The 24,720-nt window shown below is 74.0% G+C and carries 18 protein-coding genes and 1 pseudogene; 9 read left to right on the top strand and 10 right to left on the bottom strand.

The genetic code is table 11. The annotated features are described in order from the left end of the window. Positions 1-22: 22 nt before the first annotated feature. Positions 23-1,660: a hypothetical protein gene (locus tag BUS84_RS15365; RefSeq protein WP_074313259.1), complete on the bottom strand. Its 1,638-nt coding sequence runs from the start codon at positions 1,658-1,660 to the stop codon at positions 23-25. Between the two features lie 44 nt (positions 1,661-1,704). Between BUS84_RS15365 and mptB (BUS84_RS15360) the strand changes: the two genes are divergently transcribed. Beyond that, positions 1,705-3,105, top strand: coding sequence for a polyprenol phosphomannose-dependent alpha 1,6 mannosyltransferase MptB (gene mptB / locus BUS84_RS15360; RefSeq protein ID WP_208869677.1), 1,401 nt, complete (start codon positions 1,705-1,707; stop codon positions 3,103-3,105). A gap of 14 nt (positions 3,106-3,119) precedes the next feature. Then, positions 3,120-4,619: a polyprenol phosphomannose-dependent alpha 1,6 mannosyltransferase MptB gene (gene mptB, locus BUS84_RS15355; protein WP_074313255.1), complete on the top strand. Its 1,500-nt coding sequence runs from the start codon at positions 3,120-3,122 to the stop codon at positions 4,617-4,619. A 138-nt stretch (positions 4,620-4,757) separates the two neighbouring features. On the opposite strand, the gene glnA is transcribed toward mptB (BUS84_RS15355), so the two are convergent. Beyond that, on the bottom strand, positions 4,758-6,182 hold the full coding sequence (gene glnA / locus BUS84_RS15350) for a type I glutamate--ammonia ligase (protein ID WP_074313253.1): 1,425 nt from the start codon (positions 6,180-6,182) through the stop codon (positions 4,758-4,760). Between the two features lie 260 nt (positions 6,183-6,442). Here glnA and BUS84_RS15345 point away from each other — a divergent pair, with 260 nt between their 5' ends. After that, positions 6,443-6,841 (top strand): RDD family protein, encoded by a 399-nt coding sequence (locus BUS84_RS15345; protein ID WP_074313251.1) that lies wholly within the window; start codon positions 6,443-6,445, stop codon positions 6,839-6,841. A 68-nt stretch (positions 6,842-6,909) separates the two neighbouring features. Here BUS84_RS15345 and BUS84_RS15340 read toward each other — a convergent pair whose 3' ends face one another. Next, entirely contained in the window at positions 6,910-7,596 is a 687-nt protein-coding gene (locus BUS84_RS15340) for a DUF4191 domain-containing protein (RefSeq protein WP_074313249.1), read from the bottom strand. A gap of 207 nt (positions 7,597-7,803) precedes the next feature. Here BUS84_RS15340 and BUS84_RS38640 point away from each other — a divergent pair, with 207 nt between their 5' ends. Both BUS84_RS38640 and BUS84_RS15335 read left to right on the top strand, forming a co-directional pair. Beyond that, positions 7,804-7,974, top strand: coding sequence for a hypothetical protein (locus BUS84_RS38640; protein WP_167627068.1), 171 nt, complete (start codon positions 7,804-7,806; stop codon positions 7,972-7,974). A gap of 110 nt (positions 7,975-8,084) precedes the next feature. Continuing rightward, complete coding sequence (locus tag BUS84_RS15335; RefSeq protein ID WP_244298585.1) at positions 8,085-10,979, top strand: helix-turn-helix transcriptional regulator; 2,895 nt, start codon at positions 8,085-8,087, stop codon at positions 10,977-10,979. 21 nt (positions 10,980-11,000) lie between these two features. On the opposite strand, the gene BUS84_RS15330 is transcribed toward BUS84_RS15335, so the two are convergent. Both BUS84_RS15330 and lipA read right to left on the bottom strand, forming a co-directional pair. Then, positions 11,001-12,614: a hypothetical protein gene (locus tag BUS84_RS15330; protein WP_074313247.1), complete on the bottom strand. Its 1,614-nt coding sequence runs from the start codon at positions 12,612-12,614 to the stop codon at positions 11,001-11,003. A gap of 213 nt (positions 12,615-12,827) precedes the next feature. Next, positions 12,828-13,850 carry a lipoyl synthase gene (gene lipA / locus BUS84_RS15325; RefSeq protein ID WP_143728429.1) on the bottom strand — a complete coding sequence of 341 codons (1,023 nt, stop codon included), beginning with the start codon at positions 13,848-13,850 and terminating at the stop codon, positions 12,828-12,830. A gap of 425 nt (positions 13,851-14,275) precedes the next feature. Here lipA and aspS point away from each other — a divergent pair, with 425 nt between their 5' ends. Continuing rightward, entirely contained in the window at positions 14,276-15,562 is a 1,287-nt protein-coding gene (gene aspS, locus BUS84_RS15320; RefSeq protein ID WP_074313243.1) for an aspartate--tRNA(Asn) ligase, read from the top strand. A 163-nt stretch (positions 15,563-15,725) separates the two neighbouring features. Here aspS and lipB read toward each other — a convergent pair whose 3' ends face one another. The 3 genes from lipB to BUS84_RS15305 form a co-directional block, all read right to left on the bottom strand. Continuing rightward, a complete protein-coding gene (gene lipB, locus BUS84_RS15315) occupies positions 15,726-16,367 on the bottom strand; it encodes a lipoyl(octanoyl) transferase LipB (protein WP_074313241.1) in 642 nt (213 codons plus the stop codon). A 107-nt stretch (positions 16,368-16,474) separates the two neighbouring features. Then, a complete protein-coding gene (locus BUS84_RS15310; RefSeq protein ID WP_074313239.1) occupies positions 16,475-17,536 on the bottom strand; it encodes a hypothetical protein in 1,062 nt (353 codons plus the stop codon). 311 nt (positions 17,537-17,847) lie between these two features. Further along, positions 17,848-19,671 (bottom strand): DUF6311 domain-containing protein, encoded by a 1,824-nt coding sequence (locus BUS84_RS15305; protein WP_074313237.1) that lies wholly within the window; start codon positions 19,669-19,671, stop codon positions 17,848-17,850. A gap of 235 nt (positions 19,672-19,906) precedes the next feature. On the opposite strand from BUS84_RS15305, the gene BUS84_RS15300 reads away from it, so the two are divergent. After that, positions 19,907-21,118, top strand: coding sequence for an extracellular catalytic domain type 1 short-chain-length polyhydroxyalkanoate depolymerase (locus tag BUS84_RS15300; protein WP_074313235.1), 1,212 nt, complete (start codon positions 19,907-19,909; stop codon positions 21,116-21,118). A 54-nt stretch (positions 21,119-21,172) separates the two neighbouring features. On the opposite strand, the gene BUS84_RS15295 is transcribed toward BUS84_RS15300, so the two are convergent. Beyond that, positions 21,173-22,072, bottom strand: coding sequence for a TIGR01777 family oxidoreductase (locus tag BUS84_RS15295; RefSeq protein ID WP_074313233.1), 900 nt, complete (start codon positions 22,070-22,072; stop codon positions 21,173-21,175). A gap of 323 nt (positions 22,073-22,395) precedes the next feature. On the opposite strand from BUS84_RS15295, the gene BUS84_RS15290 reads away from it, so the two are divergent. Next, positions 22,396-23,247 carry an NmrA family NAD(P)-binding protein gene (locus BUS84_RS15290; protein ID WP_074313231.1) on the top strand — a complete coding sequence of 284 codons (852 nt, stop codon included), beginning with the start codon at positions 22,396-22,398 and terminating at the stop codon, positions 23,245-23,247. 30 nt (positions 23,248-23,277) lie between these two features. Here the strand turns inward: BUS84_RS15290 and BUS84_RS15285 are convergent. After that, positions 23,278-24,277, bottom strand: a pseudogene (locus tag BUS84_RS15285) (aldo/keto reductase). A gap of 21 nt (positions 24,278-24,298) precedes the next feature. Here BUS84_RS15285 and BUS84_RS15280 point away from each other — a divergent pair. Beyond that, complete coding sequence (locus BUS84_RS15280; protein ID WP_244298584.1) at positions 24,299-24,712, top strand: MerR family transcriptional regulator; 414 nt, start codon at positions 24,299-24,301, stop codon at positions 24,710-24,712. The last annotated feature ends 8 nt before the right edge of the window (positions 24,713-24,720 follow it).

Genomic DNA, 24,720 nt, shown 5'->3' with positions numbered 1-24,720 from the left:
AGGGTCCCTTTCCAACAGGTGTTCAGCTGCCGACGGTGTACTCGCCGGGGCGGGGGACGGTGACGGCGGTCCACTCCCCGGCGGCGGTGACGGTGGCGCCACCGGACGCGACCAGCCACCGGCTGTGCCGGACCCGGACCGCCACCGGACCGGCGGTCGGGGCGCGGAAGGTCACCGTCGCGCTGTCGGCGCGGACCAGTTCGGCGGGAGCGGCGACCAGTGGCGTCGGGTCGGCCACCGCCCAGACCCGCCAGTGCGGGCCGGACCAGACCGGCGTCAGGTACGGCAACCCGCCCTCGACCAGCTCCGCCTCGGCGCGCCCCACCCAGGACAGCGGGGCGTCCGGCAGCGCCACGTACTGCACGGCGTTCTCGGTCAGCCAGTCCCGGTAGCTGGCCGGGGTCAGCCGTACGCCGGTGCCGGCCGCTCCCGGCACCGTGGTGAAGAAGAGCGGGTTGCGGTCGATGTCGGCCTGCCGCAGCCAGCCCCGGGCCAGCGGCACCTCGCCCAGCCGGGCCGCCTCCCAGTAGTTGCGGGTCGGCGTCACCTCGACCCGCCCGGTGAGCCGCTGCGCGGCCAGGAACGCGCGCAGCGGCGCGTGGTAGCCCGGCGCGCTGGTCGGGTCGCCGATGCTGCGCAGGTCGGCGGGGACCACCGGCGGCTGCCAGACGCAGACCGCCACCAGCAGCGCGGCCAGGCCGACGCCGCCCAGCAGCCGGACCCGCCGCGCGGTGTGCGGAGTCGCGCCCCTGGACGGCGCGACGCGGGCGGCGGACCGGCGGGCCAGCCGGGCGGAGAGCCAGGCCGGCGGGCGGGCGGCGGCGGCCAGCACCGGCAGCGCGAACATCGTCGCCAGCCGGGTCGCGTTCAACCCCACCGGAGTGTGCACCAGGGCGGCGGCGAGCACCCCGGCCGCGGCGAGCAGCGCGCCGACCCGCACCGGTCGGTACGCCACCAGCGCGGCGACCACCAGGCTGGTCAGCACCGCGCGCAGCGCGTCGGTGCGGCTGATGTTCATCCAGCCGCCGTCGCCGAAGAGCAGCGCGGTCGCCCCCAGCGGCAGAGCCGCCGCGATCCCGAGCGTCAGGCCGTCGGCGTACCGGCGGGTGAGCAGCAGCGCGACGCCGGCGAGGCCGACGAAGAGGCCGGCCACCGGGCTGGTCGCCGAGGCCAGCAGCGCGCCGGCCGCGGCGAGCCCGAGCCGCCAGCCGGGCGAACGCCGCCGGCCAGGGAGTACGCCGTGCGTGAGCGCGAGCAGCGCGGCCAGCCCGAACGCCACGCCGAGGGCGTACGTGACCCGGCCGGAAACCAGGTTGCCGGCCAGCGTGACCACCCCGACCAGGCTGCCCAGCAGGGGACGGGGCACCATGCTGCGGACCAGCAGCGCGGCCAGCGCGGCGGCCGACGCCACCAGGGCCAGCGCGCCGGTGACCCGCACGCCGAGCAGCGCCATCACCGGCTGGGACAGCAGGCTGTAGCCGAACTGCTGCACCCCGCCGTACCAGCGCAGGTCCACCGGAGTGGGGCCGTGGGCGGCGAAGAAGTCGGCCCGGGCCACCTGCGCGGCGAGGTCCGACCCCATCAGCGGCAGGGCCAGCCAGAGCACGCCGAGCACGGCGGCGAAACCGGTGGCCACCGCCACCACCCGACTGCGCCGCATGCCCACCTCCGTACCGCGACAACCGTACTGGCAGCATGTCCGGCGTGCCTCACCACCTCGCGCGTTGGACCGGACTGGCGGGATCGGCGCTGCTCGCCGTCGCCGCGTTCCTCGGCGGCGCCCTGCCCGGCTCACCCCTGCGCCCCACCCCGGCCAGCATCTGGCAGGGGCCGAACGGGCCGGTGGTCATCGCCGTCTGGCTGGTCGGCACCGCGCTGATGGCCGGCGCCTGGTGGGCGCTACGCGAAAAGGTGCCATCGACCCGCTGGGCGTTGGTCACCATCGGGCTCTGGCTGCTGCCGGTGCTGATCGCGCCGCCGCTGGAGAGCCGGGACGTCTACGCGTACGCCTGCCAGGGCGCCAGCTACGCCGCCGGGTTCAACCCGTACGAGCAGGGCGTCTCCGCGCTGCCCTGCCCCTGGCTGGACACCATCTCCTACATCTGGCGGGACACTCCGGCGCCGTACGGGCCGCTGTTCGTGGTGCTCTCCGGCGCGGTGGTCAAGGCCACCGGATCGCTCACCGCCGCGATCGTGGCCTTCCGGTTGATCGCGGTGGCCGGGGTCGCGCTCACCGCGGTCGGTCTGCCGGTGCTGGCCCGGCGGGCCGGCGTACCGGCCGGTCGGGCGGTCTGGCTGGCGCTGGCCTGCCCGCTGGTCGCCGTGCACCTGGTCTCCGGCGCGCACAACGACGCCCTGATGGTCGGCCTGCTGGTCGCCGGGCTGGCGGTGATCGCCTCCCGGCCGGGTCGCCCCGGCCCGCTGCTCGCCGGCGGCGTGCTGCTCGGACTGGCCGCCGCGATCAAGGTGACCGCGTTGGTCGTGGTGCCGTTCGCCGCGCTGGCCGCGATCGTCGGCGGGTACTCGATCCGGGCGCTGATCCGGCACGGTGGGTGGGTGGTCGGCGGCGCGGTCGCCGTCGTGGTCGGGGTGACCTTCGCCGCCGGGCTGGACTTCGGCTGGGTCGGCGGGCTGGCCCGCGGCGGTGACGTGATCGCCTGGACGTCGCCGTCCACGGCGGTCGGGCAGACCGTCGGCTACCTGGCGGTGCCGTTCGGCGGGCACATCGACGCGCTGCCGGTCACCCGGGCGATCGGCATGGCGGTGCTGGCGGTGCTGCTGGTCTGGCTCTGGTGGCGGGCCCGCACCCGGGAGCCGCTGTGGCACGCCGGACTGGCGCTTGCCGCCACGGTCGCCCTGGCGCCGCTGTTCCACCCCTGGTACTGGATCTGGCCGCTGGCCGTGCTGGCGGCGACCGCCCGGCGGACCGGATGGTTCACCGTGGTCGCCCTGGTGTCGTCGTTCCTGGTGCTGCCGGACGGCACCGGGTTGCCCCGGTTCACGAAGTCGGTCGGGGCGCCGCTGATGACGCTGTTGGTGATCGTGCTGGTCATCCGGTTGGTACGGTCGGCTCGGGCGGCCCGTCAGCCGGTCGCTACCGACTGAGGAAAGGTGCGCCGGTGACCGTTCCCGGCGCCGCCACCGCCCCACCGCCGTCCGCCGGTCCGCGGACGGCGCGCGTCGCCCGGTACGGCGGCCTGGCCGGCGCGGTCCTGCTCGCCGTCGCCGGGTACCTCGGCGGGGCGCTGCCCGACGCCCCGCTGGGCGCGACGCCAGTGTCGATCTGGCGCTCCCCGGGCGGCCCGGCGACGCTGACCTGCTGGCTGTTCGGCACCGCACTGCTTGTCGGGGCGTGGTGGTCGCTGCGCGGGGGTACGCCGTCGACCCGGTGGGCGTACGCCACCGCCGGCCTGTGGGCGTTGCCGCTGCTGCTCACGCCGCCGTTGGGCAGCCGGGACGTGTACTCGTACGCCTGCCAGGGCTGGACGTACGGGCACGGCCTCGACCCGTACGCGACTCCGGTGGCGGCGGCGGGCTGCCCGTGGCTGGACGCGGTGGCGCCGATCTGGCGGGACACCCCCGCCCCGTACGGACCGGTCTTCGTGCTGCTCGCGGCGCTCGCGGTCGGCCTCGGCGGCGGCCTGGCCGGCGCGATCGTGCTGCTGCGGGTGATCGCGGTGGCGGGGCTGCTGCTGGCCGCGTTCTGTCTGCCCGGGCTGGCCCGCGCGGCCGGGGTGCCGACCCGACGGGCCGCCTGGCTGGCGCTGGCCAGCCCGCTGGTCGGGGTGCACCTGGTGGCTGGGGCGCACAACGACGCGGTGATGCTGGGCCTGCTGCTGGGCGGGCTGCTGGTGGTGATTCGGCGGCCGGGCCGGCCTGCGGCGCTGCTGCTCGCCGGGGCGCTGCTCGGGCTGGCGGTGACGGTGAAGGCCAGCGCCGTGGTGGTGGCGCCGTTCGCCGCGCTGGCCGCGGTGCACGGCCGGTACACCGTACGGGCGTTGCTGCGCGACGGCGGGTGGCTGGCCGGTGGGGTGCTGGGTGCGCTGCTGGTCACCTCGGCGCTGTCCGGTCTCGGGTTCGGCTGGGTGGGTGGGTTGATCCACAGCGGCGACTCCGAGCAGTGGACGTCGCCGCCCACCGCGGTCGGTCTGGTGGTGGACTACGCCGGCGCGCTGATCGGCCGTGCCCCGGAGGCGGTGCCGGTGGTCCGGGCGGTCGCGCTGCTGGTGCTCGCCGGGGTGCTGGTGGGGCTCTGGTGGCGGGCCTGGCGGGTGCTGCGCGCGGTGAACGGCGCCCGCCAGCGGGTGACCCGGGCCGAGGTGACGGGCCCTCGGGTGGCGCTGCGTGGCGCGGCGCTGGCGCTGGTCGCCACCGTCGTCCTGTCCCCGGTCTTCCACCCCTGGTACGCGACCTGGCCGCTGGCGCTGCTCGCGCTCACACCCACCCGGGCGGCGTGGTTCGCGCTACCGGCGGCGGTGGCGGCCTTTCTCGCCCTGCCCGACGGCACCAACCTGGCCCGTTTCACGAAGGCCCCCGGCGCCGTGGCGATGACCGCCCTGCTCCTGGCCGTGCTCGTGACCCTCCTGCGCGCCCGGGTTCGGCGTCCCCGGCCGCGCTGATCAGGAGCTTGGCGGCGCTGTCGATCTCTGAAAGGCCCGCCAACTTCATGATCACCAGAGAAGGGGGCCGGGCCGGCTCCGCGATCGCGGAGCCGGCCCGGCCGGTGATCGAGCGACTGTTCAGCAGTCGTAGGCAGCTCAGCAGTCGTAGTACATGGCGAACTCGTGCGGGGTCGGGCGCAGGCGCACCGGGTCGACCTCGTTGGCCCGCTTCCACTCGACCCAGGTGGAGATCAGGTCGGGGGTGAAGACGCCGCCGTCGAGCAGGTAGTCGTGGTCGGCCTCGAGCGAGTCGAGCACCGCCGGCAGCGAGCCCGGCACCTGCTTGACGTCGCCCCACTCCTCGGGTGGGAGGTCGTAGAGGTCCTTGTCGATCGGCGTGGGTGGTTCGATCTTGCTCTTGATGCCGTCCAGGCCGGCCATCATCATCGCCGAGAAGGCCAGGTAGACGTTCGCTGACGGGTCCGGGACGCGGAACTCGACCCGCTTGGCCTTCGGGTTGGCGCCGGTGACCGGGATGCGGGTGCAGGCCGAGCGGTTGCGCTGGGAGTAGACCAGGTTGACCGGCGCCTCGAAGCCCGGCACCAGACGGCGGTAGGAGTTGATCGTCGGGTTGGTGAAGGCCAGCAGCGACGGGGCGTGGTGCAGCAGGCCGCCGATGTACCAGCGGGCCATGTCGGACAGGCCGGCGTAGCCGGTCTCGTCGTAGAACAGGGGTTCGCCGTTGAGCCAGAGGCTCTGGTGGGTGTGCATGCCCGAGCCGTTGTCACCGAACAGTGGCTTGGGCATGAACGTGGCGGTTTTGCCGTTGGCCCAGGCTTCGTTCTTCACGATGTACTTGAACAGCTGGAGTTGGTCGGCGGCGTGCAGCAGCGTGGAGAACCGGTAGTTGATCTCGGATTGGCCGGCGGTGCCGACTTCGTGGTGTGAGCGTTCCACGGTGAAGCCGGAGTCGACCAGGCGGCGCACGATCGAGTCGCGTAGGTCGGCGTAGTGATCGACCGGGGGGACGGGGAAGTAGCCGCCCTTGTAGGCGGTCTTGTAGCCGCGGTTGCCGCCGGGCTCCTCGCGGCCGGTGTTCCAGGCGCCCTCGATGGAGTCGATGTAGTAGAACGACTGGTGCGCGGAGGTTTCGTGGCGGATGGAGTCGAAGATGTAGAACTCGGCTTCGGCGCCGAAGTAGGCGGTGTCGGCGATGCCGCTGGCGGCGAGGTACGCCTCGGCTTTCTTGGCGACGTTGCGGGGGTCGCGGCTGTAGGCCTCGCGGGTGAACGGGTCGTGGATGAAGAAGTTCAACGCGAGGGTCTTCTGCGCCCGGAACGGGTCGATGAACGCGGTGGCGACGTCCGGGAGCAGGAGCATGTCCGACTCGTGGATCGCCTGGAAACCGCGGATCGATGAGCCGTCGAACGCGAGGCCGTCGGTGAACAGGTCGTCGTTGACGGACTCGACCGGCAGGTTGAAGTGCTGCATCACGCCGGGCAGGTCACAGAAACGAACGTCGACGAACTTCACGTCCTCGTTCTTGAGGTATCGCAGCAGTTCCTCGGGATTGGCGAACACACGTCCTCCTGGCACGTCCACGGGGTGGCTAGGCTTCTGGCGACGCTATGGCCAGGGGGTTGCCCGGCCGTGTCCCCGGTGTTTCTACCGTGTTACGTCCCTCGCGGAGCGTCATCCACGCTCCTCCAGCGCTCCGGGTTCGCCGCGAACGCCGTACCGGCTATGCCATTGTAATGACATTTGATGCTATTGGCCCGATTTAGCGCGCGCGGTGGCGGCACCCGGAAGGCCCGATCCCGACACGGATACCCTTGACCGCTGTGACCAACCCGCAGGCCCCGGCAGCGCCGGCCACCGATCCCACCTTCACTCCACCGAGCCTGGGTCGGCGGTTCGGGGCGCTGATCATCGACTGGGTGCTGTGCCTGCTGGTGGCCAACATCTTCGCCGACCCGGTGCGCGACGGCTGGGCCCCCGTGCTGGTGCTGATCCTGCTGTACGGCTTCTTCCTCGGCCTGTTCGCCCAGACGCCGGGCATGTACATCACCAAGGTCCGCTGCGTGAACTGGCACGACGGCGGCCGGATCGGGCTGCTCCGGGGGCTGGGCCGGGGTCTGCTGCTGGCCCTCGTCGTCCCCGCGCTGATCATGGACGAGCACCGTCGCGGCCTGCACGACCGGCTCACCGACGCGGTCATCGTCGACGCACCCCGCCGCTGACTGCCACCCCAACGCGGAAGAGCCGGGCCCGTAGGGGCTCCGGCTCTTCGAGGCGTACGTCGCGGGGGTCAGCGCCGCGACTGGCGGAAGGAACCGCCCGGCGGTCGCATGTTCTTCGGGATCGCGCCCTTGGGCATCTGCGGCCGGGCCGTGAGCGCCTTGAGCCGCTTGTCCAGCGAGTTGACGTCCTTGCCGCTGAGCGCCCGGGGCAGCCGCAGCAGCGTGGTCCGCAGCTTGCGGATCGGCAGCTCGCCCTCCTGCTGCCCGATCACGTAGTCGTGCAGCGGAGCGGAGCCGATCACCTTGGCCAGCCGCCGCTTCTCCTGCCCGAGCAGGCCACGCACCCGCTGCGGGTTGCCCTCGGCCAGCAGGATCACGCCCGGCCGGCCGATCACCAGGTGGACCATGTCCATCTGGGTGGTGGAGCTGACGGCCGGGGTCACCCGCCAGTCGCCCCGCATGTTCTCCATGATCTGCGCCGCCGCGCCGGGTTGCCCCTCGGCGGCGTTCATCATCGCCTTGTTGGACCGCAGGTTCAGCACGATCAGCACTGCGAGCAGGGCGAACAGGATGCCCAGCGGCAGCCAGATCCAGCTCCAGAGGATGACCGCGACCACGGTGAGGGCGAGCGGGATGAGCACCGCGGCGGCGACCAGCGGCGCGAACCACCGGTCCTGCTTGGCGGTGAACTGGAACACCATCCCGATCTGCTTCAGCCGCTGGCCGAACGAGACCTTCTCCTGGGGCTTTGCCATGTCGCAGAGTCTAGTGGGCGCCGCCCGCCCCGTTGATCCGCGTCCGGGTGCCGGCCGGCTGAGTACCTTACGTCGCCGTACGCCTCCGCGGTCCGCGGGTAAGGAGGGTGGCGCGGCAGAAGATCAGGCGGTGTGCCCATGCCCGGGTGGGGCCTTCGCGCGAAGAGTCATCAACAGAACGATGACCACGCCACGAAGGAGCCCGAGATGTTCGGCAACGACGCAGAATTCCTGCTCACCCTGCACCACACCCACGCCGCCGAGCTGCGCGCCGAGGCGGCGACGGAACGACTCGCCCGGTCCGTGTCGCGTCCCGCTGGCCGCAGCTGGCTGGGCCGGCGTCAGCAGACCCGACGCACCGGCGACGACCGCCGGTGACGGCGATCGCCCCACCCGCCGCTGCGCCCACCCCGCCGCCGTCCCCGCCGCTCGGTCACCAGCCGATCGGCGGGGCCGGCGGCCGGGCCCGTCATGGCATGCTCGACCCCGTGACCGTACGCGCCGCCAGCTCCGTCCTCGTCGGCCGCCAGCGCGAGATCGCCGCGCTGCGGGCCGCGCTGGCCCGGGCCCGGGCAGGGGAGGCCAGCACCGTGCTGGTCGGTGGCGAGGCGGGCGTCGGCAAGACCCGGCTGCTGGAGGAGTTCGCGGGCTGGGCCACAGACGGCGGCGCCCGGGTGCTGGTCGGCCAGTGCCTGGAGCTGGGCGAGGCCGGCCTGCCGTTCGCCCCGTTCGCCGCCGCCCTGCGCGCGGTGCTGCGCGCCGACGGCGCCGAGGTCTTCGCCGGATACGAGGCGGAGTTCGCCCGGCTCCTGCCCGAGCTGGGCCGGGTGTCCGCGGTGCTGGCCGCGCCGGGCGCCGCGCCGCTCACCGACGCCCCGCGCGGCTACCTGTTCGACCTGGTCGCCGAGCTGTTCCAACGGCTCGCCGACGCCCGGCCGCTGGTGCTGGTGATCGAGGACCTGCACTGGGCGGACCGCTCCACCCGTGACCTGATCGGTTTTCTGGTCCGGGCCGCCCGGCCGGGCCGGCTGCTGCTGGTCAGCACCTACCGCACGGACGAGTTGCAGCGCGGGCATCCGCTGCGCCCGTTCCTGGCCGAGCTGGACCGGGCCCGCGGCGTCGAGCGGGTCGAGCTGGGCCGGCTGGACCGCGACGGCACCGCCGCGATCCTCGCCGACCTCCTCGGCGCCGAGCCGGCCCCCCGCGCCGTCGACGACATCCACGAACGCACCCAGGGCAATCCCTTCTTCATCGAGGAGCTGACCGTCGCCGGCGACCCCGTCGGCTGCGCCGCGCTACCCGACACGTTGCGCGACCTGCTGCTGGCCCGGGTGGACCGGCTGCCCGAGCCGGCCCAGCGGGTGCTGCGGATCGCGGCGGCCGGCGGCACCCGCTTCGCCCACCACCTGCTCGCCGAGGTCGCCGGGCTGCCCGAGACCGAGCTGGAGGACGCGCTGCGCGCCGCCGTCGCCGCCCAGCTGGTGGTGGCCCGGGACGGCGACTACGAGTTCCGGCATGCGCTCGTGCGCGAGGCCGTGCACGACGAGCTGCTGCCGGGCGAGCACGCCCGGCTGCACGCCCGGTTCGCCGCGGCGATCGAGGCCCAGCCGCACCTGGTCGCCGAGGGCCGGGCCCCGGCCGAGATCGCCCACCACTGGTACGCCGCGCACGACCACCCCCGGGCCCTGGTCACCGCGCGGGCCGCCGCCTGCGCCGCCGCCGACCGGTACGCCTACGCCGAGCAGCGCCGGCTGCTGGAACGGGTGCTGGAGCTCTGGGAACTGGTGCCCGACGCCGCCGACCGGCTCGGCATGGACCACCTGGCGCTGCTGGAGCAGACCCTGGATGCCGCGGTCACGGCGGGCGACTTCAGCCGTGCGATCACCCTGACCCGGGCCGGGCTGGCCGAGGTGGACGCCGACGCCGCGCCCCTGCGCGCCGCCCGTTTGCTGGACCAGCGGGGTCGACTGCTGGCCCTGCTCGGCAAGAGCGACGGCAGCAGCGAGCTGGGTGAGGCGTACCGGCTGGCGGCGGGCGGCCCGGCCGGCGTGGAGCGGGTCCGGCTGCTCGCCGACATCGCCGCGCACCTGGTCAAGATCGACCCGCAGCAGGCGGCCCGGGTGGCCGCCGAGGCCGCCACGGACGCCGAGGCGCTCGACGAGCACGTGGCCCTGCTGCCCACGCGGATCGCCCTGCTCTGCCACGGCGAGCGGGACCTGGAGCGGGGGCTTGCGGAGCTGCACCAGGCTGAGTCCGTCGCCCGCGAGGCCGGGGACGTGCAGGCCCTGGTGATCGCCATGGTGTACCGATCGGACGTGCTCTGCGAGCTGGGCCGCTACGCCGAGTCCGCGCAGGTGGCCGAGGCCGGCGTGGCCGAGGCGCGGCGGGTGGGGATCAGCCGCTCCACCGGGGCGTACCTGCTGTCCAACCGGGCCGAGGCGCTGATCGCGCTGGGCCGGTGGGATGAGGCGGAGGCGGTGTGCGCGGAGGCCGCCCGGATCGACCTGTCCGGCGTCACCGGGCTGCACTGGCTCCAGTTGGGCGCCGGGCTGCGGCTGGCCCGCGCCCACCCGGGCGCCGACGAGCTGGTCGACCGGGCGCTGGCCTTCCTCGGCCGGCCCTACCTGTGGCCGAACCACCGGCTGCCCCTGCACGAGCTGGGCATCGAGTCGGCGCTGGCCGCCGACGACAAGGTCGAGGCGGTCCGGGCGGCCCGCGTCGCGCTGGCCGATCAGAGCCTGCCGCAGCTGCCCCGCGAGGGTTGGCCGGTGCTCAGCGCCGTCGCGCGTACCGCCGCCCGGGTGGGGGACCCCGAGTTGGCGGCCGCCGTCGCGGCGCTCGCCGCCGACCTGCCCGCTCGGCACCCGGCCGCGCGGGCGCACGCCGCCCAGGTCACCGCCCTGCTCGCGACCGCCGGCCGGGCGCTGCCGTCCTGGCGTGCGGCGGTGGACGCGTGGCGGGCCGACGGGCAGCCGTACCCGCTGGGCCGGGCGTTGCTGGCGCTGGCCGAGGCGGCCGCCGCCGCCGGAGAGCGGGACGAGGTGGCGGCGGCGGTCACCGAGGCCACCGAGATCGCCCGGCGGCTGGGCGCGACCCCACTGGCCGAGGCGGCCGCCACCCTGGCCCGCCGGGTCGGCCTGCGCGCCGCGGGCCAGGCGGGGCCCGGCGTCGACCTGCTGACCTCGCGGGAACGGGAGGTGCTGCGGCTGGTCGCCGAGGGGCACAGCAACAGCCGGATCGCCGAGCGGCTGTTCATCTCACCGAAGACGGCCAGCGTCCACGTGTCCCGGATCATCGCGAAGCTGGGCGTGACCAACCGGGGGGAGGCCGCGGCCCTGGCCCACCGTCTCGGTCTGCTCGCCGAGCCCGCCGCACCCCTCTGACCGGCGGCGGTCGGCCCACCCTCAGGCGCGCGACAGGTAGATCCGCCAGCCGTCGAGGGTGACCAGGTCCAGGCTGCCTGGGGCGGCGTCCAGCCGTTCGTCGAGCCGGGCCGCCAGCGGCGATCCGGCCGGCGCGACCCAGGCCGGCGCCGCCGCACTCTCCACCTCCCGGCGGTACGCGGGGTAGCGGTCGAAGCCGGGGCGCAGCGTGTCGTCGACGACCGCGCAGACCACCTCCTCCGCGCTGGCGAAGGTGAGCCGGTTGCAGGTCCAGTAGCCGGCGCGTACCTGTCGTACGCCGAGCTGCCGCAGGGTGGTCACCAGCTCGGCGTGCCGGGCCTCGGCGGCCCGGGTCGCCGGGGCGGTCTGCGCCGAGCGCCAGGTGGCGTGGCCGGCGGTGCCCACCGTGGCGGCGAGCACGACCAGCGCGACCGGCCGGGCGATCGTCCACCCGCCCGGGTGCCGGGCCACCGTCCACCCGCCTCGTTGCTGGGCCGCCGTCCACAGCGGCCAGAGCAGCGCCGGCAGGGAGATGAGCAGGCAGGACAGGTAGCGGGAACTCTCCACCGGGGTGAGCCCGGCGGCGCTGCTCATGGTGTACGCGCCGAGGGTGGCCACCGCGGCCAGCACCAGAGCCAGCCGCATCGCCGCCGCGACCCGGTGCGGTGGGCCGGCCCCCGGTGCGGTGGGCGGTCGGCGCATCACCCGCCAGGCGGTGCCGGCGGCGATGGCCAGCAGCACCGGCAGGGCGAGCGCCCACCACAGCTGCCAGGTGGCGCACCGCCCGGGCGCGCAGAAGCCCATGCCCAGCGGCGGGCCGAGCAGCAGCCCGCCGTGCAGCCGCTCCGCCCAGCCCGCGGTGGCGTCCGCCCCGCTGGCGGCGAGCACCGCGTGCAGCGGGTTCCGTCCGGTCAGCAGGCTGTGCGCCAGCAGCGGGGCCGCCCCCAACGCGGCGGCAGCCCCGAGCAGCGCGCCAGCCGTTCCGCGAAGTTCCCGACGGCAGAACGCGACCAGCACCGCGCCGGTGGCGAGGACGTACGGTAGCGCCAGCGGGTCGACCCAGAGCATCAGGCCGGCCAGGAACCCCCACGCGGCCCAGCACACCAGCCGCCGCCTTGGCCGTCCGGCGGCCAGATCCAGGGCGAGCAGGGCGAGCGCCACCCCGGCCACGTTCATCTCGGGATAGCCGCCGCCGGCGATCAGTTGGTTCTTGACCACCCGGTCGGAGCCTAGGGCGAGCAGCGCCACCACCAGCAGCCCGAACCAGCAGTCCCCGGTCAGCCGTAGTGTCAACCGCCAGGCCAGCAGCAGGAACAGCGTGTACAGCGCCAGCATGGGCAGCCGCAGGCCGAGCAGCGACGGCCCGCCGGTCAGGGCGAACACCGGTGCGGCCAGGTACGCCTCCAGCGTGCCCATGTACTGCTGGCCGTAGAACCAGACCGGAAAGCCCGCACCCCGGGCGATGTGCAGCGCGGCCAACCCCATGGTGGCCTCGTCGCTGTTCGTCGGCGGCGCGGCGTGGCCCAGCAGACCGAGGCGATAGCCGACACCCGCGGCGATGGCGGGCACGGTGAGGATTTCGGGCAGCCGCGACCGCCGGACGGGTTGCGGTACCCGCAGCACAGACACCAGCACCTGTACATAACGGGCGAGGTGCGGCAATTGGCGCGCAACCGCCGATGTCAGGCGGTAGCCGTCAGCCGATCATGGTGCCCAGGTAGCGGCGATTCCCGGCCCGGCGTGGGCCGGCGGTGGCCGCAGCTCGGCCCGGCTGCAGGCGGTCGGGGCGTCGGCGCCGTCGGTGCAGCTCGGCCCGGCGGTGGCGGTCCCGGGCGCGGCGGGTGCGGGTTAGCCGGCGGTGCTGACCGGGGCGCCGGCGCGGGCGTCGAGAGCCTGGCGGTAGAGCCGGCCGGCCCGGTACGACGAGCGCACCAGCGGCCCGCTCATCACCCCGGCGAAGCCGATCTCCTCGGCCTCCTCGCGCAGTTCCACGAACTCCTCCGGCTTGACCCAGCGGGTCACCGGGTGGTGCCGGGGCGAGGGGCGCAGGTACTGGGTGATGGTGATCAGCTCGCAGCCGGCCTCGTGCAGGTCGCGGAGCGCCTGGGAGACCTCGGCCCGCTCCTCGCCCATGCCGAGGATTAGGTTGCTCTTGGTGACCAGGCCGTCAGCGCGGGCCTGCCGGATCACGTCCAGGGAGCGGTCGTAGCGGAACGCGGGGCGGATCCGCTTGAAGATGCGCGGCACCGTCTCCACGTTGTGCGCCAGCACTTCCGGGCGGGAGCCGAACACCTCGGCCAGCTGCTCGGGGACGGCGTTGAAGTCCGGGATCAGCAGCTCGACGCCGCAGCCCGGCTGGAGGGCGTGGATCTGCCGGACGGTCTCGGCGTACAGCCAGGCGCCGCCGTCGGGCAGGTCGTCGCGGGCGACGCCGGTGATGGTGGCGTAGCGCAGCCCCATGGACACCACCGACTCGGCGACCCGGCGGGGCTCGTCGGCGTCGAACTCGGCCGGCTTGCCGGTGTCGATCTGGCAGAAGTCGCAGCGCCGGGTGCACTGGTCGCCGCCAATGAGGAAGGTGGCCTCGCGGTCTTCCCAGCACTCGTAGATGTTGGGGCAGCCGGCCTCTTGGCACACGGTGTGCAGCCCCTCGCGCGAGACGAGCCCGCGCAGCTGGGTGTACTCCGGCCCCATCTTCGCCTTGACCTTGATCCATGGCGGCTTGCGCTCAATCGGCGTCTCGGCGTTGCGCGCCTCGATCCGCAGCAGACGCCGCCCCTCGGGGGCGGCCGTTGCGGTGCGCGCTGCCTGGCCGGTCGTCGGCGCGGAGTGCTCGATCGTCACGAAAACGAGCCTACGCCCGACGGCCACCGTCTATGTGCGTCGGGCGACCGGCATCACGCCGTGGATGTTGTGACGCCGGACACCGACGGGCCGAAATAGGCGTCACAGCCGCGGGGATCGGGTGTTACCGTCTCGGCCAACAGCGATGACGGAGCCGAGTAGCGCCCGACCCGCCAGTGCAGAGAGCCGCCGGTGCTGAGAGGCGGTCTGGCGCCGGTGCGCGAAGACCCTCCCGAGCTGCGGGAAGAACGGTTGCGGGTCACCCCGTGCCCAGTAGAGCCCGCCCGGCTGGCCCCGGTCATCAGGCGACGAACGAGGCCCCTGCTCCGGCGGGGGCGAAGGTGTGGTGGCACCGCGAGGTTCCCGCTCGCCCACACCTCCCTGGGGCTGATGCGACGCTTCGCCACCCCAGGGCGGCGACGGCGTGGCGATCGACCGAGGAGCAGCCCGCCATGCAACGAACCCTGTCCCACCAACTGCCCACCCAGGTCGGCGCGGCCGTGCGGATCGCCGGCTGGGTGCACCGCCGTCGAATGCTCAAGTCGGTGGCCTTCCTGATCGTCCGGGACGCCGCCGGCCTGGCCCAGGTCGTCGTCACCGACCCGGCCGCCCGCGCCGAGCTGGAGAAACTCAGCGAGGAGACGGTCGTCGAGGTCACCGCGACGGTCACCGCGAACGAAACGGCGCCCGCCGGGGTCGAGCTGACCGACCCGACGGTACGTCCGCTCGGCCCGCCCGCCGTGCCGCCGCCGTTCGACCTGTACCGGCCGGCGCTCACCGCGAGCCTGCCCACCCAGCTCGACCACGCGCCGACCGCGCTGCGGCACCCCACCCGATCGGCGGCGCTGCGGATCTCGGCGGCGGCGGTCGCCGGGTTCCGTGCCGCGCTCGACGGCCGGGACTTCGTGGAGATCCACACGCCGAAGGTGGTCAGCTCCTCCACGGAGAGCGGGGCGAACGTGTTCGCGCTGGACTGGTTCGGCCGGCCCGCGTACCTGGCCCAGTCGCCGCAGTTCTACAAGCAGCTGATGGTCGGCGTCTTCGAACGGGTCTACGAGGTGGGGCCGGTCTTCCGGGCCGAACCGCACGACACTGTCCGGCACCTCGCGCAGTACACCTCGCTCGACGTGGAGCTGGGCTTCATCGCCGACCACCGCGACGTGATGGTCGTGCTGCGGGACACCCTGGCCGGGATGCTGGGCACGGTCGGCGAGCGGGCCGGAGGCGCGCTGGCCACGCTCGGCGTCGAGGTGCCGGCCGTGCCGGCTCAGATCCCGGCGGTGCACTTCACCGAGGCGCTGACGATCGCCGGCGCGCCCGCCGACGAGCCGGACCTCGCGCCCGCCCACGAACGGGCGCTGGGGGAGTGGGCCCGGCGCGAGCACGGGTCGGACTTCCTCTTCGTCACCGGCTACCCGATGAAGAAGCGACCGTTCTACACCCACCCGGACCCGGCCCAGCCGGCGTACTCCAACGGCTTCGACCTGCTCTTCCGGGGCCTGGAGCTGGTCACCGGCGGGCAGCGGCTGCACCGGCACGACGACTACCTGGCGGCGCTGGCGGCCCGGGGAGAGCCGGTCGAGCCGTACGCCGGCTACCTGGACGCGTTCCGGCACGGCATGCCGCCGCACGGCGGCTTCGCCATCGGCCTGGAGCGCTTCGTGGCCCGCCTGGTCGGCGCGGCCAACATCCGGGAGGTCACCGCCTTCCCCCGTGACCTACACCGCCTCACCCCCTGACCACCGCCGCGCCGGCCGGCCCGCGCCCTGCCGGCCGCGCGCGCCCGGCGCGCCCGGCAACTCGTCGATCTAGGGAAAATCGCGGCGTCTGTAGATCAATCAGCGACGATCGTCCCTAGATCGACGAGGCTGGCGTTGTCACGCATCGGCGAGGGTGGCGTTGTCAGGCCTCTACGAGGGTGGACAGTCGGCGCTCGACGACCGGGAGCACGTCGGCGACGGTGATCGGGCGGCCCAGTTCGGCGGTGAGCGAGGTGACGCCGGCGTCGCGGATGCCGCACGGCACGATCCGGTCGAAGTGCGTCAGGTCGCAGTCGCAGTTGATCGAGAAGCCGTGCAGGGTGACGCCCCGGGCGACCCGGATGCCGATGGCGGCCACCTTGCGGGCCGGCCCCCGGTCGTCCTCGGGCACCCAGACCCCGCTGCGCCCCTCGACCCGACCGGCGGCCAGCCCGAACTCGGCGCACACGTCGATCAGCAGTTCCTCGGTGCGGCGCACGTAGGCGACCACGTCCACCGGGTCGGGCAGCCGGAGGATCGGGTAGCCGACGAGCTGCCCCGGCCCGTGCCAGGTGATCTTGCCGCCGCGGTCCACGTCGACGACCGGGGTGCCGTCCACCGGCCGGTCCCACGGCTCGGTGCGCTTGCCCGCGGTGTAGACGCTCGGGTGCTCCAGCAGCAGCACGGTGTCGCCGCGCTCGCCAGCCACCACCGACTCGTGCAGGCGGCGCTGCTCGTCCCAGGCGGCCTGGTACTCGAGCAGGCCGGCGCGGACGGCCGTCAGGCCGGAGGTCGTCGTCGTCACGCCCTTCAGCCTAGTCCCGTGACCGGCAATGATCGCTGGTGAGCCGCCTCACCAGGGCGCCGCCAGCCCCGGCCGCCGCCCCCGCACCAGGTCTCAGGCGCCGGGCGTCAGGCCGGGTCCGCGCGGGGAGTCACGCCGGATCCGCGGGGCGTCAGGCTGGGGTCCGCGCCGGCGGCGGAACCACGCCGGCGACGCCGGTGGCGGACGAGGAGGGTGACGGCGAGCAGCGACGGCACGGCCAGCGCCAGGTAGCACCAGAGCGGCGCGGCGAACGGCGACGGGCGGAGCTCCGGGCCGCCGAACGCGGCCCTGGCCAGCAGGTCGCCCGGCACGGCGATGTCCGTCGTTCCGTCCGGCGCGGTCAGCAGCACCTCGTGCCCGCCGTCGGCCGACAGCACGGCGAGGATGGCGCGCCGGTCGTCGTCCCGCTGGGCGGCGGTCACCCGCTGGACCACCGGGTCGGTGCCGCGCCAGCCGACGACCTGGGTGGTCGAGGCGTCGACCGGCAGCGGTCGGCCGACAACTCGCCCGGTGGCCGCCTCCAGGAACTCGATCCGCCAGGTGCGGGCCGCCGCCTGATCGGGCGTGCAGCCGAGGCCTGCGCAGCCGTCGAAGGCGAGCAGCGCGATCCACCGGCCGTCCGGGTGCCAGGCGGCCGGGCCGGCCAGCATCCGCCGCTCGCCCAGGTCGACCTGCCAGCGCGGTCGGTCGCCGGCCGGATCGACGACCACCAGCCGCTGGCGCTCGGCGACCAGCGCGGCCTCGTCGGGCGGGCCGGCCACCGCCACCAGGTCGCCGGCGGGTGACCAGGCCGCGGCGGCGTGAGCGGCGAACGTGCCGGCGCGGACCACCCGCTCGGTGCCCCGGTACGGGTCGACGACGAGCAGGTCGTCCGGCTTCTCCGGGTCGTTGAGCGGCTGGTTGTCCGACCCGTAGCTGATCACCGGGTCGTCGTTGCTGTGGGTGCCCAGCACCTGCCGCCCGTCCGGCGACCAGGCCAGCGGCCGCACCCCGGTGGGCAGCGTGCGGCGCTGTCGGCCGGTGGTGAGGTCCAGCAGCTCGCCGGTGCCCGGCCGCAGGTAGTGCCGCCCGTCCGGGGAGAGCAGCCCGTGCCCCTCGCCGACGTGCAACGGGATCAGCCGGTAGCCGCCGTCCCGGCCGACCAGCACGCCGGTCGACCTCAGGTAGCGGGTCCGGGAGGTGAAGAAGACCAGCGAGGCCGGGCCGGCCGGTCGCTGACCGACGGTGGCCTGCCAGAGCCATGGGTCGTGTGTACGCGGGTCGGCACCGCGCCCGCCGTGCCGTCGGCGGCCGTCGCCGCGGGCGCGCCCAGCGCTACGAGAGCCAGCGTCGCGGCCAGCGCCGCACCGCGCCGGAGCCTGCTCCCGGTCGTTCGCACCGCCCCATTAGACGGGACAGCTGCCCGTGTCGTCGTCCCGTCGGTCGCGTCGCCTGTACGGGGTCAGCGACCGGGCGCCGGTCAGGCCGGCGGGATGCGCCAGACCCAGACGTCGTCGACCCGTTGCGGCTCGCCGAACAGGGCGGTGGCGGTGCGGCGGACCGCCTCCTCGTCGACGTCGAACTTCGCACCGTGCACCCGGTCGGGGAGGACAACCGCCTCGATCCGCCAGAGCCGCAGGTCGGCCTGGACCTCCCGCATGGTGCCGTCGGTGACGATCGGCACCAGCCCGGTCCGGCCGGCCTGGTCCATCAGCGCGCTCAGGGTGCGGGGCACCGGCCCGATCCGACCGCGACCGTCCGGGCCACCCGGGCCGAGGAAGAAGCCGCCCGGAATGGCGAACTCACCCTGCCGGTGCGACAGCGCGTACGCCTGCCAGCGCTGCCCGTCCGGGTAGATGTCCACGGGCAGCGGCAGCGGCGTGAGCACCCCGCCGGGCGAGACGTACTCCCGCCAGGTGCCGGCCGTGATGAACCGCGGGATGGGCTCCCGCTCGTGGGTCAGCAGCGGGGTGGGCAGCAGCGGCAGCAGGGCCACCGCGAACCCGATCACCCAGGCCAGCTCCGTGGGGCGGTACCGGGGCGGATCGTGCCGGAGTTGGTCGATCGCGTACGCCAGCAGCACCCCGATCACCGGCGCGACGACCAGGGAGAGCCGGGCGGGCAGCGCGGCGTTCACCACCGGTAGTTGCCCGAGCAGGTCGAACGGCATCGGCAGGTCGGTGCGTCGTCCGTTGACCTTCGCCACCGGCCCGAAGGAGAGCACGGTGAAGATCAGCGCGGTGGCGCCCAGCGCCCAGAGGGTGCCCCGGCGGGCGGCATCGCGCCGCCAGAGCGCGACGAAGCAGATCACGGTGAGCACCAGCAGGGGGATGCCGAAGAACGAGTTCTCCTCGGTCGGGTTCGGCGCCAGGGCGGTGCCCAGCCCGGCCTCGCCGGCCAGCGAGCGGCGCGGGAACGCGGCGAACGCGGCGATGTCCTCGGAGTGGATCACCGGATCGAAGCCGGTGCCGTGGAACCGTTGGGGGCCGGCGAAGTGCAGCCACAACGGGTACGACAGCAGCACGCCCGCCACCACCGCGGTCACCCCGAGCCCGCGCAGGAAGGTGGGCAGCGCGGCCCGGGCCTCGGCCCGACGGGTCGGGTGCAGCGCCCAGACGGCGACGAACACGCCGAGCGCGAGCGCGGTGAAGAACAGGCCCTCGGCGGCGATCGAGAAGGCCAGCGCGACCAGGACGCCGAGGATCACCCCGTCCCGGAGCCAGTGCCCGGGCCGGCGCAGCGCGAACAGCCGCCACACCAGCAGTGGCACCAGCCAGCCGGCGGTCCAGTTCAGGTGGGCGTTGGCGTGCGAGACCATGCCGGGGGAGTAGGCAATGAACACACCGCCGATCCCGGCGGCCAGCCGGCTGCGGACCAGGTGCCGGGAGAGCAGCCAGTACCACGCCAGCGCGGTGGCGAACAGGTTGAGGGTGAGGATCACCAGGAAGGTCGCCGGCGGCCCGATCAGGTACGTGAGCGGGGCGAAGACGACCGCGTACACCGTGATCGAGGTGTTGACCGCGAGGTTGACCCCGTCCGGGACGTTGATCAGGTACGTGAAGAGCGGGTTCTCCCCGTGCGTGACCGCGTGCCCGCCGAAGGCGAGCAGCCACTCGAACAGCGCCTGGTCGCTGGAGTTGACGGTGATGGTGCGGACGTTCGGGTCCCGCCACAGCCCACTGGTCACCCAGACCGCGAGCGCGAGCGCCACCAGCACGACGATCAGGTCGGCCCGGCGGTCCCGGGCGGCGCGAGGTGGTGACGTGGGTGCGGGCCCGGTGGCCAGCGACGGGGAGGACGGCACGCAGCGGACGTTACCAACCGGACCTGGACGGGCCGGTCATACATGCAAGGAGGGGACCCTTGTTATCGCCTGAGGTAGAGGAGGGGACCCTTCCTAACGGCTCGACGGTCCGGCGTACACAGTGGTCGTCGTGAATGTGTGACGGTGACCCATGTCATAGCGGCGACACATCGACGTAACGTTCCGGCAATTCGACCGTGACCCAGTTCACAGTCCGCCCCGTCAGGAGGCCGCCGTGCGCCGCTCCTCGTCCACCCTCACCCGGCTGATCGGTGCGGTCGCCGGGCTCGTCCTCGCCGCTGCCGGTGCGGTCGCCCTCGCGACACCCGCCCAGGCCGCCAGCCTGACCCAGGTCACCGGCTTCGGCTCCAACCCGGGCAACCTCGCCATGTACGCCTACCGTCCGGACAACCTGCCGGCCAACTCTCCCGCCGTGGTGTTGCTGCACGGCTGTACCCAGAACGCCTCCGGCTACTTCACCAACTCCGGCTGGCGGAAGTACGCCGACCAGTGGAGGTTCGCCCTCATCGTTCCGCAGCAACCGTCGGGCAACAACGCCAACAGCTGCTTCAACTGGTTCGAGCCGGGGGACACGGCCCGGGGCCAGGGCGAGGCGCTGTCGATCAAGCAGATGGTCGACCACGCCAAGGCGATCTTCGGGGTGGACGGATCCAGGGTGTTCGTCAGCGGCCTCTCGGCGGGCGCCGCGATGAGCTCGGTCATGCTCGCCACCTACCCGGACGTCTTCGCCGCCGGATCGATCATCGCGGGCATCCCCTACCGCTGCGCCACCAGCATGGTCAACGCGTTCAGCTGCATGAACCCGGGCGCGGACAGGACGCCGGCCGCCTGGGGCGACCTGGTTCGCGGCGCGTACCCCGGCTACAGCGGCCGGCGGCCCCGGGTGGCCATCTGGCACGGCACCTCGGACACGACGGTCGCCCCGCTCAACGGCGCGGAGTCCCGCGACCAGTGGACGAACGTGCGGGGGGTCCCGCAGACCCCGAGCAGCACGTCGTCGCTGCCCGGCGGCACCAGCCTGGAGGTGTACGGCAACGACGACGTGCGGCTCTACCGGGTCTCCGGGATGGGTCACGGCACGCCGGTCGACCCAGGCACCGGCGCCGAGCAGTGCGGCAGCACCGCCGCGTACTTCCTGGACACCATCTGCTCGACGTACCGCGACGCGGTCTTCTTCGGGCTCGGCGGTGGCGGCACCACCCCCACCCCGACGGTCACGCCGACCCCCACCCCCACCCCCACCCCGACCACGCCGCCGACCTGCGTGACCGCCAGCAACTACGCGCACGTCAGCGCCGGCCGGGCGTACCAGTCCGGCGGCTACGCCTACGCGAACGGCTCCAATCAGCGGATGGGCCTGTACAACACCTTCTACACCAGTGCGCTCAAGCAGACCGGCCCCAACTACTGGGTCGTCGGCTGCTGACCCACTCCCGACGAGAGGGCCCTTCCCGACCCGACGGGAGGGGCCCTCTCCGCGTCACTCGGTGAGCGCGGCGCGCAGGGCGCTGGGCAGGTCGGGGTGGTGGTAGGTGAAACCGGCCCGGGTCAGCACGGCCGGCAGGACGCGGGTGCTGGTGAGAGCCTCGTGGGCGAACCCGCCGAGCACCACCTTCAGCGCCAGTGCCGGGATGGGCATGATCGCCGGACGGTGCAGCTGCCGCGCGAGCTCGCGGGTGAACTCCGCGTTGGTCGAGGGGGCCGGACCGACCATGTTGACCGGCCCGGCGACGTCGTCCCGGTCGAGCACGAAGAGCACCGCCCGCAGCCAGTCCGCCATCGAGATCCAGGGCCACCACTGTCGGCCGCCGCCGAGCGGGCCGGAGATACCCAGTCGCATCGGCAGCAGCTGCGGCTTGAGCATCCCGCCGTCACGGTGCAACGGCAGGCCGATGCGCAGCCGCACCACGCGTACGCCGGCGTCCTCGGCCGGCCGGGTCGCGGCCTCCCAGACCCGGCAGACGTCGGCCAGGAACCCCTCGCCGGCCGGCGCGTCCTCTTCCACCACCCGGTCGCCGGTGTTGCCGTACCAGCCCACGGCCGAGGAGTTGAGCAGCACCCGCGGCCGGTCCGCGGCTGGTAGGCCGGCGATGGTGGTCGCCAGCGTGCTGGTGCTGTCCACCCGGCTGGTTCGGATCAACCGCCGGTAGTCGCCGTTCCACCGCTTGTCGCCGACGCCGGCGCCGGCCAGGTTGATTACCGCGTCCGACCCCGCGACCGCCGCCGGGTCGAGCTGCCCGGCGGCGGGGTCCCAGCGCCGTTCCTGCGGATCGCGCGGCGGCCGGCGGACCAGCCGGGTGACCTGGTGCCCGTCGGCCGAGAGCCGGGCGACCAGCCGGGTGCCGAGGAAGCCGGACGCGCCGGCCAGAAGGATCCGCATGCCCACATCTTCGCCCAGAACGCCGCCGGCGGATGCGTGGGGCGGCCGACGTCACCGGTCGCGGAGCGCCTCCGGCGAAAAAATCCGCGCGGATCCCCCCGGGAAGCGTGGAAACGCAGGTCAACGGGCGTTCCGGGCGCCGAAAAAGGCTGCCCCGCGCATTCGGCGGCCGGCGTGTTTCCGCAGGTCAAAGCAAACGTGAATGCGTTGTTCGCGATTGCTTCCGGCGTCGATCCGGCTGAGCATGAGCCATCCGAGTGCGTCCCCCGAATGGCGGGGTTGGCGCGCCGTGCCCGCCGTCGGGCGAACCGTGAGGAGGAACCATGCCGATCCTGGTGACCGGTGCGACCGGGACCGTCGGAGGCAGCCTGGTCCGGCAACTGGTGGCCGCCGGCCACGACGTACGCGCGCTGACCCGTGATCCCGCGTCGCCGGCGGCCGCCGCGCTGTCCAGCGGGGTGGAGGTGGTGGCGGGCGACTTCGCCAGGCCCCACACGCTGGCTCCGGCGCTGCGCGGCGTGACGCGCATGCACCTGGTCGCCATGGACGGGTACGGGCCGCTGACCACCGGTGCGGAGATCCTGGAGCTGGCCCGGCAGGCCGGCGTCCGCCGGGTCACCCACCTCGGTCACAACGATCCGAGCCGGGCGGACGACGACCCGATCGAGGCACCCCACCGGCCCCTGCACCGGGCCGTCGAGAACTCGGGCCTGGAGTGGACGCACGTCTTTCCTGGCGAGTTCATGGCGAACACCCGGGACTGGGCGGCCGGCATCCGGACCGAGGGGGTGGTGCGGGCGCCGTTCGGGGACTGGAACAGCGCGTTGGTCCACGAGGCGGACATCGCCGCGGTCATCGTGGCCGCGCTCACCGAGGATGGCCACGCCGGCCGGGTGTACCAGCCGACCGGGCCGGATCCGGTGCGCCGCCGGGACGCGGTCCGGATGATCGGCGAGGCGATCGGCCGTCCGGTGCGGTTCGACGAGCTGACCCCGGAGCAGGCCCGCGCGCACTGGAAGGACCACTACCCGGCCGAGGTGATCGAGTGGTTCCTGGAGATGGGGCGGTATCCCGACGGCAACGGCTGGGTCGCCCCGGACGTCGAGCAGGTGACCGGCCGCCCCGGGCGCACGTTCCGGCAGTGGGCCGCCGAGCACGCGGACGACTTCCGCTGACGGCGCCCGGGGCGTGAGCTGACCCGGTGGTCAGGCCGCGTGGGCCGGACGCAGGTCGGCCAGCAGCCGCTCCACCTCGGCGTACGCCTCGGCGCTCAGCGGGCCGAGCGCCAGGGTGGCCAGGTTCTCCTCCGCCTGCGCCGCCGTGCGCAGGCCGGGGATGGGCACGGTACGCGGGCTGCGGGCCAGCAGCCAGCCGAGCGCGCCCTGGGCCAGGGTGCGCCCGTCGGCGGTGAGCGCCGCACGGACCTGCTCGACCCGGGCCGCCCAGCGCGGCGTCGGCCGGCCGTCGGTGAACCACTGCAGCCACTCGGGCGCCCGGCCGCGTACGTCGTCCGCGCCGACCGCCCGGGTCGACCCGGTGAGCAGTCCCATCGCCAGCGGGCCCCGGTTGAGGCTGGCCAGGTCGTAGCTGTCGCAGACCGCCAGCACCGCCGCGTTGTCTCGCAGCACCGACTCGTCATGCTGGATGGCGGCACAGTGCGCGCCGGCCGCCGCGAACGCCTCCGCCGAGGCCGGGTCGTCGGTGCTCCAGCCGTACGCCCGGATCTTGCCCTGGCCGACCAGGTCCTCCAGGGTGCCGACCAGGTCGAGCGCGGCGGGCACCGGCAGCTCGTTGATGTGCAGCTGGTAGAGGTCGACGTGGTCGGTGCCGAGCCGGCGCAGTGAATCCTCCAGGCTGCGCACCGCGAAGGCCGGGCTGGCGTCGGTGCCGAGCGCCCGACGGGTCGCCTCCTCGCTGGCGTTGCCGAATTTGGTGGCGATCACCGTGTCGTCCCGCCGGCCGGTCAGGGCCCCGGCCGAGGATCCGCTCGCTGTGCCCGGCGCCGTAGTTGCTGGCCGTGTCGAACAGGGTCACCCCGAGGTCGAGCGCGCGGTGGATGGTGCGGATCGACTCGTCGTCGTCCACCTCGCCCCAGCCGAACGGCTGCCCGCCGTCGCCCCACAGGGGGCCGCCGATCGCCCAGCACCCCATCCCGATCGCGCTGACCTCGATGCCGCTGCGTCCGAGCGTCCGTGTCGTCGTCATGCGGTCAGCTTCCAACCTGGAGTGCGCTCCAGGTCAACCACTAGCATCTCGGGGCAGACCGGTTACGCCCCCGCGGAGGCCGCCCGGCGCAGCGGCTTCAGCCTGGACACCCTGCGGTACTACGAGAAGATCGGCCTGCTCGCCGACGTGAGCCGCACGTCGGGCGGCCAGCGGGTCTTCACCGACGACGACCTCGGCTGGCTGGTGTTGTTCCGCTGCCTGCGCGACACCGGGATGCCGATCGCCCAGATGTGCCGTTACGCGCAGCTGGCCCGGGAGGGCGAGCACACCGCCGACGAGCGGCGTGAGCTGCTGGAACGGCACGCGGTGCGGGTCGAGGAGCAGATGCGCCTGCTCCAGCGCCAGTACGACCACCTGCGGGAGAAGATCCGCTTCTACGAGCAGCTGCCCGGATCGGTGTCGGAGGGCGGGTAGGCCACCCG

Origin of the sequence: Micromonospora cremea (assembly GCF_900143515.1) — a bacterium.
Classification (GTDB): Bacteria; Actinomycetota; Actinomycetes; order Mycobacteriales; family Micromonosporaceae; genus Micromonospora; species Micromonospora cremea.
Note: the sequence above shows the minus strand (reverse complement) of the source record. Positions and strands in the feature narration are given on the sequence as shown.

What these genes read in the sequence shown, in the direction of transcription:
- BUS84_RS15365 (WP_074313259.1), bottom strand. Translation starts at nt 1,660, where the DNA reads ATGCGGCGCAGTCGGGTGGTGGCGGTGGCCACCGGTTTCGCCGCCGTG.
- BUS84_RS15340 (WP_074313249.1), bottom strand. Translation starts at nt 7,596, where the DNA reads ATGGCAAAGCCCCAGGAGAAGGTCTCGTTCGGCCAGCGGCTGAAGCAG.
- BUS84_RS38640 (WP_167627068.1), top strand. Translation starts at nt 7,804, where the DNA reads ATGTTCGGCAACGACGCAGAATTCCTGCTCACCCTGCACCACACCCAC.
- aspS (WP_074313243.1), top strand. Translation starts at nt 14,276, where the DNA reads ATGCAACGAACCCTGTCCCACCAACTGCCCACCCAGGTCGGCGCGGCC.
- BUS84_RS15295 (WP_074313233.1), bottom strand. Translation starts at nt 22,072, where the DNA reads ATGCGGATCCTTCTGGCCGGCGCGTCCGGCTTCCTCGGCACCCGGCTG.
- BUS84_RS15290 (WP_074313231.1), top strand. Translation starts at nt 22,396, where the DNA reads ATGCCGATCCTGGTGACCGGTGCGACCGGGACCGTCGGAGGCAGCCTG.